This window comes from Pedobacter duraquae (assembly GCF_004362245.1).
GTDB classification, from domain to species: domain Bacteria; phylum Bacteroidota; class Bacteroidia; order Sphingobacteriales; family Sphingobacteriaceae; genus Pedobacter; species Pedobacter duraquae.
The window spans coordinates 972,359-988,441 of record NZ_SNWM01000001.1 but is presented as its reverse complement, the minus strand read 5'-3'; the positions used below and the strand labels follow the sequence as shown (position 1 = coordinate 988,441).

Here is a 16,083-nt window from a genome sequence, read left to right as displayed (position 1 = left end):
CTTGTTTATTTGGTTGTTGCAATCTTGCCCTTAAAATTTTACCACCTCGTAATATGCTTTTTTAGGTTCCAGTTTCGCATCAAAAAGTAGCGGAAAGTTCTTCCTGCCCCGGCCGTCGAGCCAGCTATACTTGTCAGACAAATTCCAAAAAGTTACTCCGGTGATCTGCTTTTTATATTTTCTGAATACATCGAAAATCATTTTGTATTGCTCAAGCTGTAGCCGTTCCATCTCAGGAGTAAACTCAGCAGCCGAAAGGGCTTTTTCTCCGGTGATCATTTGGCCTCCCTGTCTTCCTGTATAAACAGAAATGTCAAGTTCGGTAAACTGGATTTGTAAGCCTAAACTCGAGAACATGGTGATCGACTTTTCAAGCTCATCTTTACTGGGATTGTTGATAGACCAATGTGCCTGCAAGCCAACGCCATGTATCGGAACTCCCTTGGCCAATAATTTTTTGAGCATCTGATAGATCTTTTCTCTTTTTGCAGGGTTCTCCGTATTGTAATCATTATAGAAAAGCACAGCCTTAGGATCAGCTTTATGAGCAGCCCTGAATGCCTGCTCAATAAAGTCTTCGCCGGTAATCGTGTAGAGCGGCGATTTCCTGTAGAAGCTGGTGTCATCTGCAATCACTTCATTAACCACGTCCCACGCGTATATTTTGCCACGGTAACGGGATACAACAGTGTTGATATGAGATTTTATACGATCCAGTAACACCGTTTTAGAAACTGTTTGCCCTTCCTGGTCCTTAAAAAGCCATCTCGGAGTTTGTGTGTGCCATACCAGGCAATGTCCTCTTACTTTGATGTGATTGTCTAATCCGAACTTTACAATCGTATCGGCTACATTCCAGAAATAACGGTCTTCAGCCGGATGTATTGGACCCATTTTCATGGCATTTTCTGCCGTGATACTCGCAAACTGTTTGATGATCAGCGCTTTTTCAGCTCCTTGAAGATCGCTTGGCTTAACAGCTACACCGATCGGAAAGTAGCTCTTGTAATAGTCCTTGAGCCCTTTATCTTCTGCAATACCGCTGGTATAACCACTCAATAAATAAGTCCCGGTAGTCAAGATTGAAAGTAGCAGATAAAGAAGGCTTCGTTTCGTGTTCATAATTAAAAAGACTTGATTTAGGATACGAAAGTATTGAGATTATAAACCCTGCAATCGTATGAATTAACATTTTTACTAGTACAAATGGTCATTTAACCGCGATCTGACCTGCATAACTCATTTATTAAAACGGATACTTTTAACCAGTGTTGATTGCTTGGAACCGGCTTTGAACTTAACAAAAACATCGTGATGCCCGGATGTTCCTGTTAACTTGGAAGTAAATGTCTTCCAGCTCTTGCCTTGCATTTTCGTAATGGACACAGTTGCTATTTTGCGTCCGCTTCCAAGGTCGTCCAGCCAGATCTCCAGTTGATTGTCTGTTGATGAAGCAGCAACAATTTCTATTTGTGCAGGATGGTCTTTGTCGCCGAGGTCGACCCCCGAAATCATAAACCAGCCGCCCTTCAATGAAGTGTTTGTTACTACTTTCTGTCCATCTTTAAGTAGGGTTACAATACCAAACTGATTACTGAAACCTTGCGCTGGTAGTTCAGTAAAGCCGTCTTTACCAATAAAGAAGTCGAAATCGGCAGTTTTACCTTCGGCAAATAAACCTACGCTTGTGCCAACCCACGAGTTATAGTTGGGCTGTACTTTGTCAAGGTTTACAGCAGATATCGGCGCACCTAAACTAGTCCAGGTTTTTCCATTAGCACTTGCATAGGCGGTAAGCATATGTGCCTTTCGTTGCACCTTGAGCCATACCAGGTTGCCAAAGGTATTGGCAATCATGCGTACGGCGGTATCCATCTTAAAGACTATTTTTTTGTTTCGATCAAAACCAGTGTATAGCTGTACAAATACTTGCTGATTGCCATTGGTAAGATAAATGCCGGCTTTGTCGCCTGCCTTCATCGCATTTAAATCAACTTTTGTAACCGCCGTATAAAAATGATCAGTCTCTTTTTGCAGTATATGTGCACGTTCCTCGCTTGGCTTAAGCCTTAACCAGCCGTTGCGCTCCTGGAGCGAATAGTTAGCCGTAGCTTTTCTGTTTAAGAAATGCCACCACAACCCCAGAGTCCCGGATGTAAAATAATCTGAATTTACACTACGCCATAAAATCCCGGAGCGTGGAAGCCCAGGTGATTTGATAGGGGCGCTTGAAGGAGCCATTCCCCAGGGCCGGTCTCCCTCCCAGGTGATCGGGAAGAGTGAAGTCTGACGGCCAGTTCCATACCAGTCATCCTTTCCATCAATTTCATAACTCTGTGCTACCGTCCACCAACTTCCATCGGCCAGCTGTAAGGGCGCAGAGATGTGGTTAGGTCTTCTAAAGCGTGCACTGGCATCTGTAATAGGTTTGAAGAAGTTACCCAGGCGCTCCCATTTTGTTGAATCGCTGGTGATTGTTTTCGTGCGCAAAACATATTGCCCACCGGTTACGTCTCCCGCCGGGAAATAATAATAATAGCCATTGCGCTTGCTCATCACCGGCCCTTCGGCCCAGCTGTACTGCATTTTCGCATTGATCCAATCCAGGTTGATTACCGAATCTGTTAACTGCCCGTCTTTGCCCAATGCTTGCAGCCTGTTAACTGTTTTGCCGTTTTTAATTACGATGTAGGGCTTGCCATCATCATCAACGAAGATTGAATTGTCGTTCCCCAGTGAGCCGGTCTTCGGATTTGTCGTTAACTGAACAGGGGTTGTCCAGGGGCCTTTTGGCGACTGCGCTTTTGAAAACCACTGCCCGTTGGCCGAGAAGTAGATCCAGTACGAGCCATAGAAGTAGGTAATGGCTCCCTGCCATATTCCTTCCGAAGGTTTGTCTGTGACAAAACCTGCCCGCTCTGGGAATACTACGCGACTGATAATTTCCCAGTGCACAAGATCCTTGGAATGGTAGATCGGTAGGTAAGGGTTAAAATGGAAGCTGGACCCACAAAGATAAAAGTCGTTGCCTGTTTTTAGTACCGTGGGATCTGGGTGATCTCCGGGCAACACAGGGTTAAGATAGGTGTTAACATGGTCGTAATAGGCAGATGAGTCCTGTTTTAGCTGTCCCATCACCTGAAAGGTGGAGATAGAAAATAGCACTGTGATTACTGTGATCAGTGAATTGATTTTTTTCATATACATAATTGCCTGATTCGTTTACAGGATTTTATAGCTGTTTTTAATTGAACTTTAGCCAGTCCACACTAATCTGACCAGCATCCTTTAATAAAATAAAAAGATCATGTTTGCCAGTTGGCTTCTTCAATAAATTTGATGTGGTAATCTTCCAGCCGGTGCCTTTTGATATGTTCGCTGTGCCAATTAAAGTACCTCCGATATTGTCTAGTCGTATTTCTACACTACTGTTTTCCGGCGACGAAGCCATCAGGCTAAAGCTCTTGAGCGGCTTTGCGCCAAAGTCTACAGCATTATAGCGAACCCACGCACCCTGTTTGCTGAGCTCTATTTTCCAGCCTTTCATCCGGTTGGAGGTGTCGATAGCGTTAACAACTGCCCCATCCTTGCTGATGTTACTATACCTGTCTACCTCAATTTGGCTTTTTGCAGGCGTAATGCCCACACCACGTAAGGTCGGGATCACCTCCCTGATTGTTCCATCAGCATTAAAAAATAAACTGTCTGCCCGGATAGACCGGTTTTTGTCAAAGTTTGGAGAGAGGTCATTGCTATGATAAAATAAGTACCATTGTCCCTTAAATTCAAGCATAGAATGGTGATTAGTCCAGCAATTTGGTGTTTCTTTCATAATCACCCCAGCAAATTTGAATGGCCCCATTGGGCTGTTTGACATGCCGTATTCTAAGCGTTCAGTTTTATTTTCTACATGCGGATAAGTCAGGTAATAGATGCCCTTACGCTCAAAAAGATAAGGACCTTCTTTTAATCCCTTATCGGGAAGATTCCCTAAAATCTTTGGCTCCGAAGCCAGATCCACCATATTCTCTTTTAATTTTGCTCCGTAGATGTTTCCTTGTGCATAGTAAATGTAAGCCTGGCCATCTTTATCGATAAAGACATTCGGGTCTATGCCAGATACACCTTTAATTGGCTCCGTCCTGGCAACAAATGGCCCGTAGGGATGATCGGCTACTGCTACGCCGATGCCAAACCCTTTTCCAGTACCAGGTTTTAAAACGGCAGGGAAATAGAAGTAATATTTACCATTCCGTTCGATACAGTCTGGTGCCCACATGGCATAGGCAGTTGAATCTGCCCAATTCACTTTATTCTGGTTTACAATCACACCATGATCCGTCCAGTTGGTTAGGTTGCCCGAAGAAAATACGTGGTAGTCGGCCATATTAAACCAGCCCGCACGTCCTTTTCCCGGGGTGGCAATAATGTCGTGTGAGGGGTAAATGTACACCTTGTCGCCAAAAACACGGGCCGAAGGGTCAGCCGTAAACTGATCCATAATCAGTGGATTTTGAGCAAATGCAGAAATAGCCACTCCAGTTATTAAACCCACAATTAGTAAAGCGTTCTTAAAATATTTCATGAAACTTGTCTTCAGTTATTTAAAAAGTAATGGAGCCAATTCTTTCAGGCTTCGGCGCCAGGTCAAGAATTCGTGCGCTGTGCCTTCCGAAATATAGGCGACGGTATTGTAGCCTGCCGACTTCAATTCAACGGCTGCACTGTTCACACCAGCAGGATTCTCTTTGCTTCCGCAACTCATAAACACCAGCTTTGGTTTGATCTTGCCGAGCTCTGATGGGGTATAAACGCCACCACTCAGCAATCCGTAATAATCGAATACCTCAGGTTTAGCCAGTGTAATCACATGTGTCTCCATGCCCCCCATAGAAAGTCCGGCCATTGCACGGTGTGCTTTATCACCATAGGTCCGGAAATGTGAATCAACATAGGGAATAAGCTCGTCAACGAGTACGGTCTGAAAACCATTTTCAAGGATCATTTTGGTTAAACCACCAGGAGTACGGGGACCACCGGCGCCCGGCCGTACATTATTGGTCAGCCCATAGGTCATAACGATAATAAATGGCTTCGCCTTGCCGTCCGCAATCAAATTGTCCATGATTAAGTTTGCATGCCCCTGAACGCTCCAGGCAGTTTCATCTTCGCCCCAGCCGTGTTGCAGATATAACACAGGGTAGCGTGTATTGCCCTTTTCATACCCCGGTGGCGTGTACACAAAAGCTCTCCTTCCAGGTGTGTTGGTGCTCTTTGAAGGGAAAAGTATTTGTTGTACGTTGCCGTGGGGAACATCCTTCATCGCATAAAAGTCTTTGTCGTGCGCAGGAATTTCGATACCGCTTTCCCATCGTGTAGATCCATAAAAATTGCCAGTACCGGGATCGTTAAAGACCCCGCCATCTACAGTAAGGTGGTAGTAGTGAAATCCTTCATCCATAGGGCCTTCGGTGGTGCCTGTAAAATATCCCTCAGCATCTTTTGTTAGCTTGGTGCCACCTCTGCCTCCAAGTCCCAGGCTCACCCTGATACTGTCTGCCTTAAGTGCTTTGATTTTGAAACGCGCATATCCCTGCGAGTTTACCTGAGGATAAGCCTGCCCGGGCTGGTTAAATGTCGAGGGTTGGAAATCTTCTTTTATTGGGGAATTGGTTTGAGCTTGACAAATACTACTAGTCAATACTGCCATCAACGCGATAAAAAGACGTTTGTAATTCATTTTCTGTAATTTAATTTAATGGATGTTATATTTGGTTGCTTGTTTTTTACAGAGGAAGGGAAAAGTTGATTTGACTAATCCTTGAATGCTGCGCTAAATTCTGCAGTTTAATGCGCAAACGATGCGAGATTTCGTTTAAATACATCAACAAATGTTCGTTGCGGAGTTAGATCTGCGTTTAAGGGTAGTTTGAGCGTCAGCTGCTATTAGTAGCAATGGTTAGATATATCATGTTATTTAATGATTAGGTTCAATAGTAAGATGCCGATCAATCCAATAATGGATACCAAAGTTTCCATTAAAGACCACGACAAAAATGTCTGTTTCATTGATAGACCGAAGTACTCTTTAAACAGCCAAAATGATGTGTCATTTACATGGGAGCAAAACAGGCTGCCAGCTCCCACAGCGAGCACCATCAAACTCGGATTTACACTACCGTGGGTAAGTAATGGATATACAATTCCTGCGGCTGTAAGTCCGGCTACAGTGGCCGAGCCCAGGCATAAGCGCAATACCGCAGTAATGAGCCAGGCCAGAAGTAGAGGAGGAAGGTTTAACCCCTGTAAGTTTGCTGCCAGCGTTGTACTCACGCCCGTTTCCAGAAATACCTGTTTCATAATCCCTGCACTCCCAATAATCAACAAGATCATCGCGATATCCTTCACGGCATCTGCGTAAATCGTCATGACTGTACTCAGCCGCTTGCCCATAGCAATGCCCAATGTGTAAGTCGCAATACAAATGGTGAACACCATAGCAATAATAGGCTCTGCAATAAAACTGGTCATAGTCTGCAATGGACTACCAACAGCACATAGTCCAGCTACAATATGTGCAGTACCAATAATGAGCACTGGCAATAGGGCGGAGAAAAGGCTGATTCCTATTCCAGGCGGTTCTCCATCAGCCACCTGAGCATCTGGAAAAACCAGCGTTGGTTTGCCCTGCATCCTGCGCAGTGTCAAAGCGAATATAGGACCAGCGAGCACAATTGCAGGAATGGCTACCAGTATTCCATAAAGAAACGTCCTGACCAGATCAGCGTGAAATTGGATGGCAAGGGCCATAGCCGAAGGGTGGGGTGGGACAAATCCATGCATCACAGATAAGGAAGCAAGCATAGGTAAACCTACGTAGACCAACGGTAATTTGTAATTGGCCGCCACAGAAAAGATGATCGGAATCAGCAATACAAAGCCAACATTGTAAAATAGCGGAATACCAACAATAAACCCGGTGATAGACATGGCCCAGGTAACATACTTATAGCCGAAGGTATGCTTCAGCACGCCAGCGATCTTTTGTGCTGCGCCGCTAAAGGCTACAAGTTTGCCCAGCATGGCACCCAGCACAATAATGATCACCAGAGATCCCAGTGTGTCGCCTAAACCTTTACTGATTGCTTTTGGCAGATCATGCATCGGCATGCCCAGCAGTAGAGCAGCTACTATCGAAACCAATAAAAAAGCCAAAAAAGTGCTTACCTTTCCCCAGGTAATCAGGAGGATAAGGGTAACAATGCAAGCAAATAAAATCAGGATTGACATGGTTGTTAATGTGAATCTCTAGTAACTTTTGATCCTGATCCGCCAACCAGAAAATCTAAGTCGGCACCTTTATCGGCCTGCTGCACATGGTTAATGTACATGTTAACATAGCCACGTGCGGCAACGGCAGCTGGTGCTACCCAGTTACTTCTTCTCAGCGCAAGCTCTTCATCGCTAACCTCCAGATGGATGCTTTTATTAGCCACATCTAGCGCTATAAAATCCCCGTTTTGTACCAGCCCCAGGTTGCCACCAATGGCGGATTCTGGCGATACGTGGAGCACTACAGTCCCATAAGCCGTGCCGCTCATCCGCCCGTCAGAAATCCGGACCATATCGGTAACTCCCTGATCAAGCAGTTTTTTTGGCAGCGTCATATTACCTACTTCCGGCATTCCCGGGTATCCCACTGGTCCCACAGTTTTCAGAACCATCACGCAACTTTCATCAATGTCAAGATCGGGATCATCAATCCGTAAGTGGTAGTCCTCGATATCCTCAAATACGACTGCACGACCGCGATGTTGCATGAGGCTGGGCGTTGCTGCAGATGGTTTGATCACTGCTCCATTTATGGCGAGATTCCCTTTGAGTACAGTAATACCCGCTTCAACAATGATGGGATTTTCTAATGCATAAATCACCTCTTCGTTATAATTAACGCCCCCATTTGATATGTTTTCGGCATGGGTTTTTCCACTTACCGTAATGGTGTCCGTTTTTAAGATGGACTGCATCTGTTTGATTACAGCCGGCACGCCTCCAGCATAATAGAAGTCTTCCATGAGAAATTTTCCTGAAGGCATCAGATTTACCAATAAGGGGATTTTACTGCCTATGTCATCGAAATCGTCTAAATTCAACGGAACACCAATTCTTCCGGCGATCGCTGTCAGGTGGATAATGAAGTTGGATGATCCGCCAATGGCCGCATTTATTTTAATCGCATTCTCGAAGGCGTTGCGTGTTAATATTTTTGACATCCGCAGATCTTCTTTTACCATTTCTACGATCCTCCGGCCAGATAATTGCGCAAGTCGCTTCCTCCGCGCATCAACCGCGGGTATTGCAGCCCCACCAGTAAGCGTCATGCCCAACGACTCTGCCATGCAGGCCATTGTTGATGCAGTTCCCATGGTCATGCAGTGTCCCGGACTGCGCGACATGCAGCTCTCCACCTCTTCATATTCTTCATAGGTGATATTACCCTTCTTCAATTCTTCGGTAAACTTCCAGGCGCTTGTGCCAGACCCAATATCCTGACCTTTGTATTTCCCGTTCAACATTGGCCCTCCGGGCACAACAATTGTCGGAAGATCAACACTTGCAGCGCCCATCAAGGTAGAGGGCGTTGTTTTATCACAACCCGTTAACAAAACCACGCCGTCTATGGGGTTGCCACGTATGGATTCTTCGGCATCCATACTCGCCAGATTCCTGAAAAGCATAGCTGTAGGCTTCAGGAGTGTTTCTCCTAAAGACATGATGGGGAATTCTAAGGGAAAGCCACCGGCTTCAAGTACCCCACGACGCACACTTTCTGCGATATCTCGCAAGTGGGCGTTGCATGGCGTGAGCTCAGACCAGGTATTGCAAATGCCAATAACCGGTCGGCCGTCAAACATATCTTCGGGCATTCCCTGGTTTTTCATCCAGCTTCTGTAAACAAGACCCATTTTATCCTTTTTTCCAAACCAGTCGGAACTTCTATATGTACCCATTGTGTAGCTGTGCTATTGTATTTTTAAATGATTTCTTTGCTTTGCGATCCATTAATCAACCGCCAGATGTGCAGTGGATTTGCATCCTTGAGTGCTTCGGGAAGCAGGGCGTCAGGCATGTTCTGGTAACAAACAGGCCTGGTAAAGCGTTCTATGGCTGCGGTACCAACAGATGTGCTTCTGGAATCTGTTGTAGCAGGATAGGGCCCGCCATGCACCATCGCTGAACAAACCTCTACGCCCGTAGGATATCCGTTAATCAGGATCCGCCCAACTTTCTGCTCTAAAATCTCCAGCAGCAACTTATATTCCTCCAGATCGACCGGCGTTCCGTGTACGGTTGCTGTCAAGTTTCCACTCAGACCCCTGGCGATGTTTAACAGTTCTTCTTTCGACTTAGCTTCCACAGCAACGCTCGTTGGACCGAACACTTCCTCTGCCAGCTCGGGCTGTGCCTCGAATGTTTCTCCGCTAATTTTGAAGAGCATAGGTTCTGCAGTATTTTTATGATCAGTAGCCGCTCCCCGTGTGAATAACTCTACTCCATGCAAGCCGGTACGGCTTTCCACACCTCTGGTGTAAGCATCGTATATATTGGACGTCAGCATTACACCGCCACTAGTTTGACTAAATTCTGATGCCAAATGGTCTAAAAATACAACTGCACTTTCATCATCCTCATAAATCAGCAATCCGGGGTTGGTACAGAACTGGCCTACGCCCAGGGTTACGGATGCTGAAAATCCTTTTGCAAGATGATCTGCCTGATGTTTTAAGGCCTCGGGAAGTATAAAAACCGGGTTCGTGCTTCCCATTTCTGCATAAACAGGAATAGGGATCGGGCGCCGTGCGGCCAGATCAAAGATGGCTTTACCAGCGGCAAAAGAGCCTGTAAATGCGATAGCTTTGACCTCGGGTTGCTGCACCAGCTGACCGCCTAAAACGGGACCGTCACCAAATAAAAGTGAAAATACGCCATCTGGCATGTCTGTTGACTTAGCTGCTTTTTGTATCGCCCTGCCAATTAACCAGCTCGTTTCCGGATGTGCGGGATGCGCCTTTACAATTACACTGCAGCCCGCTGCCAACGCCGAAGAAGTATCACCCCCAGCTACTGAAAAAGCCAGCGGGAAGTTACTTGCACCAAAAACCACTACCGGGCCTAAGGCAATCTGCATAGATCGGATATCTGGTTTGGGCAGGGGCAGGCGTCCTGGATCTGCGGTTTCTATACGGGCACCCAGCCACGAACCTTCTTTCAAAAGCGCTGCAAACATCCGTAATTGCCCCGTAGTGCGCCCACGTTCTCCTGTTATCCGCCCGCCAGGAAGCCCGGATTCACGACTACAAACAATGATCAACTCATCGCCGATGGCAATAATTTCGTCCGCAATAGCCTCTAGGAAGCGTGCTTTTTCCAGACCTGTTTTTTTACGGTATACCTGAAACGCTTCAGATGCCTTTTGTCCAGCCTGATCTACTTCGGCCTGTGTGGCAACAAAAAAATCGCCCGACTGATTGCCGGTTGTGGGATCGACAGATCTGATTACATCAGTTCCGCAACCTGAGCCGCTAAAACCGATTATATTTTCTCCAAAATTCATGATGCAACGGTATTTGTAAGTGTGCCGATTCCGGCAATGTTAATGTTGATGATGTCGCCACCAAGCAGCGTAAAGTCGTCGGCGGGAATAATACCGGTACCCGTCATTAAATATACGCCGTGTGGAAAATCCAATTCTCTGAACAGGTAATCGACAAGTTCAGTATGGCTACGCTTCATTTGATTGATAGAAATGACTTCAGAGAACAATACTGCTGTATCCCGGATAATTTCAATGCCGATATTGGTGTTTGGATCTATTGGCTCTTTCTGCACCAACAGGCAGGGCCCCAATGCCGCGGCACCTGTGTATGATTTCGCCTGGGGCAGGTACAGCGGATTTTCACCTTCGATATCCCTGGAAGACATGTCGTTTCCTACGGTATATCCCTCGATCGTACCAGCCGAACAAATGAACAGGGTTAACTCTGGCTCTGGTACGTTCCAGTTCGAGTCCTTACGGATGCGAACATGGCCACCCGGGCCAACAGTTCGATGGGCAATAGCTTTGAAAAAAAGCTCGGGCCTCTCGGCATCATAAACTTTATTGTAGAAGTCGCCGCCCTGGGCATCCTGAGATTCTTTAACCCGTGCCTCACGACTCCGGTAATAGGTAACCCCGGATGCCCATATTTCCTGGTGCTGTATCGGTGCTAATAAAGATGAATCAATCAGTTCTTCCAGATGGCGGTCTGCCGATAATTCCTGTAGGTCATCAACAATAGCGTCAAAAAGATTTTTACGGTTAATAAAGGTGGCCCAGTCCGCTGTCTGAGCTAAGAAATACTGGTGCTCATGGTGTATAACAATTCCTTGCAACGTGTTGTAAATTCTCATCATAAATGGTTAGTCTTCGTTGGATGAAGTTATGATTTATTGATTCATTTTAACACGAGCTCATCCTTGTAAAGCTCTGGAAATGTACTTGAAGGCGTTTTTTGGATATATCTTGTTAAGATAGTACAAAAAAATGCGTCGATACTAAAATGCTAAATTGCCACTTTCAGCGCTTCTGTTTTAAGGTAGCTCTGTCTGTAGTCGAGTGGATTTTTCTTGGTCAGCGCTTTAAACTGATGGTAAAAATGGGAGATATTATTATACCCGCATGCATAGCCAATTTCTGCCATGTTATATTCTTCTTCAACCAACAAGCGGCAGGCATGGCCAATACGCACTTCCATGAGAAACTGGATATAGGTTTTCTTGGTCTTAGATTTAAAGTACCTGCAAAAAGAATGCTTACCCATATTAATAAGTCCTGCCACATCTTCCAACACCACTTTACGGTGGTAGTTGGTGAAAGTAAATTCAAAAATAGCATTGATACGGCTGTGGTCTACACGATTAACTTCAGGGTTAAAACCACTGGATGAAATAAATTCATATTCCTTCGAATTTGCGATCTCTTCCAATGCGGATAAAAGGTTGATGAGCTTCCTGGAAGGAGAGTCCAGCAGCATTTCTTCGGCAATCTTTGCTACCTTTTTTTTTGTCGCTCCCCTAAGCCTTAGGCCTAGTTTGCTGGAGTGCAGAAGTTTTACGATAGGACTCATCTCAGGAAGACTTAAAAAGGCCTCACCCCAGATGGCATTCTGAAATAATACTACGATCGTTTCTCCAACCTTTTCGTCCGCCCTGTCCAGGTATTTCTGTTCGCACCTAAAAGTATGCGGTAAATTTGGGCCAAATAAAAATACATCGCCCTTTTTAAAAGAGCCCACATGATCGCCGATCAGGCAGGTGCCTGAGGTACGTTTGATTACCAGAAGTTCACACTCCGGATGATAATGCCAGGCACTGGCTATTGCATGTCCAATATCTTTATGGATATTAAAAGAATGCTCCGGATTGGGAGTAGCCTTCTTTAAGGTAGCCTTCATGTTTATATTTGGTTAAATACAATTTGAATTTATAAAAAATGCAGCGATAATCTGTTATTTGTTTTTGAGTTGTTCAACATCAAAAATCCGTTTTTAACACCCTTGAAATGTTGGTTTTGTTAGTGGTTTTTGAATTAATAATCTGAATATTAGTTATTTGTAGCTAAACTTTCAGTGATGTGTTGCTAACAGGCCTGTCGCAACTATGTTAATATGTTACAATTTTTTGCGGAGATACTGAAACTGCCTTTCATGAAAGTTCTTTTTATTTGTTTCGGCGACTAACCAGTTTTTAAACCAAATATAAGCAGAGGATGCGGCGGCAATTATTACTTCCACATAGCGTGTAACACGCTGTTCTCTTCAATTTATGCCACAGTGCAAGAAACTACTTTAACCAGTGGTATGGGGACCCTTTATACAATTTTAAACCAAATAAACTGAATTAATTATGAAAAAAAACTCACTCAAACTATTGTCTGTGTGTACTGTTTTAACGGTAGTCATGCTTTTGCAATTCGCACGCAGTGCCACTGCAGCAACAAAATTGCAGTCCACGGTAATTACAGGTAAAGTAAAAGATGAAAAAGGAACCGGCCTGAACGGTGTTACCGTTACTGAAAAGGGCACCCGTACCGTAACAAAAACCAACAGTGCTGGCGAGTATAGATTAAACGTCTCGAACGCCAACGCAGTGCTCGTCTTTACCTTTGTTGGATACAATCCTGTTGAAATTAAAGTAGGCAGCCAGACCACAATAAACGCTACATTGGCCACCGCCGAAAATGCGTTAAACGAAGTCATCGTAACGGCATTGGGTATTAAACGGGAAGCGCGAAGCCTGGGTTATTCTGCTCAGAAAGCAGATGTTCAATCGCTTCAAACAAACCGCACTACCAATTTAGCAGCTTCCCTTGAGGGCAAAGTTGCCGGTCTGGATGTATCTCCTCCTTCAGCAGGTCCTGGAGGCAGTACTAAGATCCGGCTTAGGGGCCAATCTTCTTTTACTGCCGATAACTCTCCTTTAATTGTTATTGATGGCCTGCCAATGTCGCAAGGTGCAAGCAGTAGCAATGGTTACACGCAAACATTGGATCAGGGCGATAATTTACAAGCCATCAATCAGGATGATATTGAATCAATGACGGTGCTAAAAGGATCTACAGCGGCTGCGCTTTACGGATCACGTGCAGTTAATGGCGCTATCATCATAACGACGAAAACTGGTGCCAAAAACACTGGAATAGGAATCGAGTTCAATTCAAATTTTACCCTCAACCAGGCATTGGACTTCACAGATTTCCAATATGAATATGGGCAGGGTGAAAACAACATCCGGCCATCCTCTCAAGGTACAGCGCAAAGTTCTGGTGCCTGGAGTTTTGGTGTCCCTTTCGATGATGTGCCTACTTTTCAGTTTGATGGCGTTCAACGTCCATATGCACCTGTAAAAAATAGGATCAGCGCGTTTTTCAGAGTTGCTCCGTCATGGAGCAATACCGTTGCCATGTCTGGCGGAAATGATAAAGGCAGTTTCAGGGTGTCGGTTTCCAACCATGACGCCGCAGGTATCGTACCGAACAATCACTTCAATAAAAAGATATTCAACGTTGGCGTAAACTATAAGTTGACGGATAAATTTACCGCGCAGTTCAACATTAATTATGCCTATGAGTTTAATAAAAATCCGCCTATAGTAGGGGTACAGGCGGGATCTATACCAACAGCAATGTACAGGCTTGCCAATTCTATTCCTTTTGACGTACTGGAGGCAGCCGCTATTGATGCCCGGGGTAATGAAACGCCAACTTCGCGCTTCTCTACAGTGACCAATCCGTATTGGGTAATGGCTAAACAGTTCCAAAGGCAAACAAAAGATCATTTATTAGGAACTGCAACTTTGCGCTACCAGTTTTTTGACTGGCTATACCTTCAGGCCCGTGCCAGTACAGATCTCCTGCAGAGTACTTATGAGTCTAACACGCCTACAGGCGCTTTAAGTGTTAGTGCTGCTCCAAATAACTTGTTTAACGGTTCGTATGGAATCAATACATCCAGAACCCGCCAGAACAACTTCGATTTCCTGTTGGGAGCCGACCATAAATTTGGGGACTTCGGGTTTAGTGCTACAGTTGGTGGTAATAACTTTCCGCTGGCAACGTCAACGTTTAATGAAACCGCAACAAATTTTTACATCAGGGATCTATATACCATAGGTAATGGCGCTACAGTAAATTCTACATACAACTTATCCAGACAAACGGTTAATTCCCTTTATGGCACCACAGAGTTCTCTTATAAAAGTTTACTATACTTAAACGTTACAGGACGTAATGACTGGTACTCAGTTCTGGCCCCGGATATTAACCATTACTTCTATCCCTCTGCTACAACGAGTTTTGTTTTTTCTGAACTGCTACCAGATGCAAAATGGTTGAAGTTCGGGAAAATAAGATTTGCCATAGCCGAGACAGGAAGTGCCCAGGGAGTAGCCCCATACAATGCCCTCACATTTACGCTCGGTCAGAATGCATTTAATGGATTACCACTCGGAAATATCAATAACACCGCGTCGCCAAACCCCCAGATCAAGCCTTTCGGCGTGAATGAGAAGGAGATTGGTCTGGAACTGCACATGTTTAACAACCGTGTTAATCTTGACGTAGCGGCCTACGATAAGAAAACCACCAATCAGGCAGTACCAATAGGCCTCTCAGCTGCCAGTGGATACGCCACCACCTTAGTAAACCTTGGCGGACTTGATAATAAAGGACTGGAACTCAATCTGGAACTTGTTCCTATTGAGCGCGAAAACTTCGTATGGAGAACAGCGTTCAACAGTGCGTTTAATTCATCAAAGGTCTTGTCACTGGCCAATAATCAAACGCAACTCGTAGTAGGTAGCCCGGAGTTTTTTGGAACCATCGTTGACGTGGTAGGCCTGCCGCTTAACCAGATCCAGGGCGCAACCTATAAAAGAGATGCGGCAGGAAATATATTGTTATCGGGTGGAAAGCCGGTCGCAAGCACCCTGCCGGTTAATTTTGGTAGCGGACTCCCTACAGCTACCGGAGGCTGGGTAAATACATTGATGTTTAAGGGTTTTACCTTTGTTACGCATATCGACTACAAAGCTGGAGGCAAGGTGCTCTCTAGTACAAACCTGAACTTGTTGAGAGAAGGACTTTCTAAAGAGTCTCTTCCTGGCCGGGTTGGCGGCGTGGTTTATCCAGGTGTAAATACCACCGATGGACTGCCTAATACCACTGCCGTAAATGCGGAAGATTTTTATGCAAACTACCGCTCAACAAATATCCTCGATCCATTTGTTTACAGCTCCAGCTTTGTGAAACTGCGAAATCTATCCCTCGGGTACGACCTTTCCAGGTTCATCAACAAAAAATATATTAAAAGTCTGATGCTTTCCGCAGTATGTCACAACGTCCTGATCATCAAGAAATATACACCAAATATTGATCCTGAGGCAATTGCTTCGAGCGGCGACAACCTCACTGGTTATGAACAAGCCGCACTGCCTACAACCCGTACTTATGGATTCAACCTCAATATCAAATTCTAACTATACAGC

The 16,083-nt window shown here is 45.1% G+C and carries 10 protein-coding genes; 1 reads left to right on the top strand and 9 read right to left on the bottom strand.

All coding sequences use genetic code 11. The annotated features are described in order from the left end of the window. Nucleotides 1-30: 30 nt before the first annotated feature. The 9 genes from CLV32_RS04290 to CLV32_RS04250 all read right to left on the bottom strand — a co-directional run bounded on the left by CLV32_RS04290 (nt 31) and on the right by CLV32_RS04250 (nt 12,494). The gene (locus CLV32_RS04290; protein ID WP_133552729.1) at nt 31-1,122 is read right to left on the bottom strand and encodes an endo-1,4-beta-xylanase; all 1,092 of its coding nucleotides are present in this window, start codon (nt 1,120-1,122) and stop codon (nt 31-33) included. A 117-nt stretch (nt 1,123-1,239) separates the two neighbouring features. Continuing rightward, nucleotides 1,240-3,201, bottom strand: a complete 1,962-nt coding sequence (locus CLV32_RS04285) for a family 43 glycosylhydrolase (protein WP_208110948.1) — start codon at nt 3,199-3,201, stop codon at nt 1,240-1,242. Between the two features lie 43 nt (nt 3,202-3,244). Beyond that, nucleotides 3,245-4,585 (bottom strand): family 43 glycosylhydrolase, encoded by a 1,341-nt coding sequence (locus CLV32_RS04280; protein ID WP_133552725.1) that lies wholly within the window; start codon nt 4,583-4,585, stop codon nt 3,245-3,247. Between the two features lie 15 nt (nt 4,586-4,600). After that, the gene (locus tag CLV32_RS04275; protein WP_133552723.1) at nt 4,601-5,740 is read right to left on the bottom strand and encodes an alpha/beta hydrolase-fold protein; all 1,140 of its coding nucleotides are present in this window, start codon (nt 5,738-5,740) and stop codon (nt 4,601-4,603) included. Nucleotides 5,741-5,973: 233 nt separating this feature from the next. After that, nucleotides 5,974-7,290, bottom strand: a complete 1,317-nt coding sequence (locus CLV32_RS04270) for a gluconate:H+ symporter (protein ID WP_133552721.1) — start codon at nt 7,288-7,290, stop codon at nt 5,974-5,976. A 5-nt stretch (nt 7,291-7,295) separates the two neighbouring features. Then, the gene (locus tag CLV32_RS04265) at nt 7,296-9,011 is read right to left on the bottom strand and encodes an IlvD/Edd family dehydratase (RefSeq protein ID WP_133552719.1); all 1,716 of its coding nucleotides are present in this window, start codon (nt 9,009-9,011) and stop codon (nt 7,296-7,298) included. Nucleotides 9,012-9,034: 23 nt separating this feature from the next. Beyond that, nucleotides 9,035-10,615 carry an aldehyde dehydrogenase (NADP(+)) gene (locus CLV32_RS04260; RefSeq protein ID WP_133552717.1) on the bottom strand — a complete coding sequence of 527 codons (1,581 nt, stop codon included), beginning with the start codon at nt 10,613-10,615 and terminating at the stop codon, nt 9,035-9,037. Continuing rightward, nucleotides 10,612-11,454, bottom strand: a complete 843-nt coding sequence (locus CLV32_RS04255; RefSeq protein WP_208110947.1) for a fumarylacetoacetate hydrolase family protein — start codon at nt 11,452-11,454, stop codon at nt 10,612-10,614. The genes CLV32_RS04260 and CLV32_RS04255 overlap by 4 nt, the downstream gene beginning before the upstream one ends. A 149-nt stretch (nt 11,455-11,603) precedes the next feature. Then, a complete protein-coding gene (locus CLV32_RS04250) occupies nt 11,604-12,494 on the bottom strand; it encodes an AraC family transcriptional regulator (protein ID WP_133552715.1) in 891 nt (296 codons plus the stop codon). Between the two features lie 451 nt (nt 12,495-12,945). Here CLV32_RS04250 and CLV32_RS04245 point away from each other — a divergent pair, with 451 nt between their 5' ends. After that, complete coding sequence (locus tag CLV32_RS04245) at nt 12,946-16,074, top strand: SusC/RagA family TonB-linked outer membrane protein (protein WP_133552712.1); 3,129 nt, start codon at nt 12,946-12,948, stop codon at nt 16,072-16,074. Nucleotides 16,075-16,083: the final 9 nt, after the last annotated feature.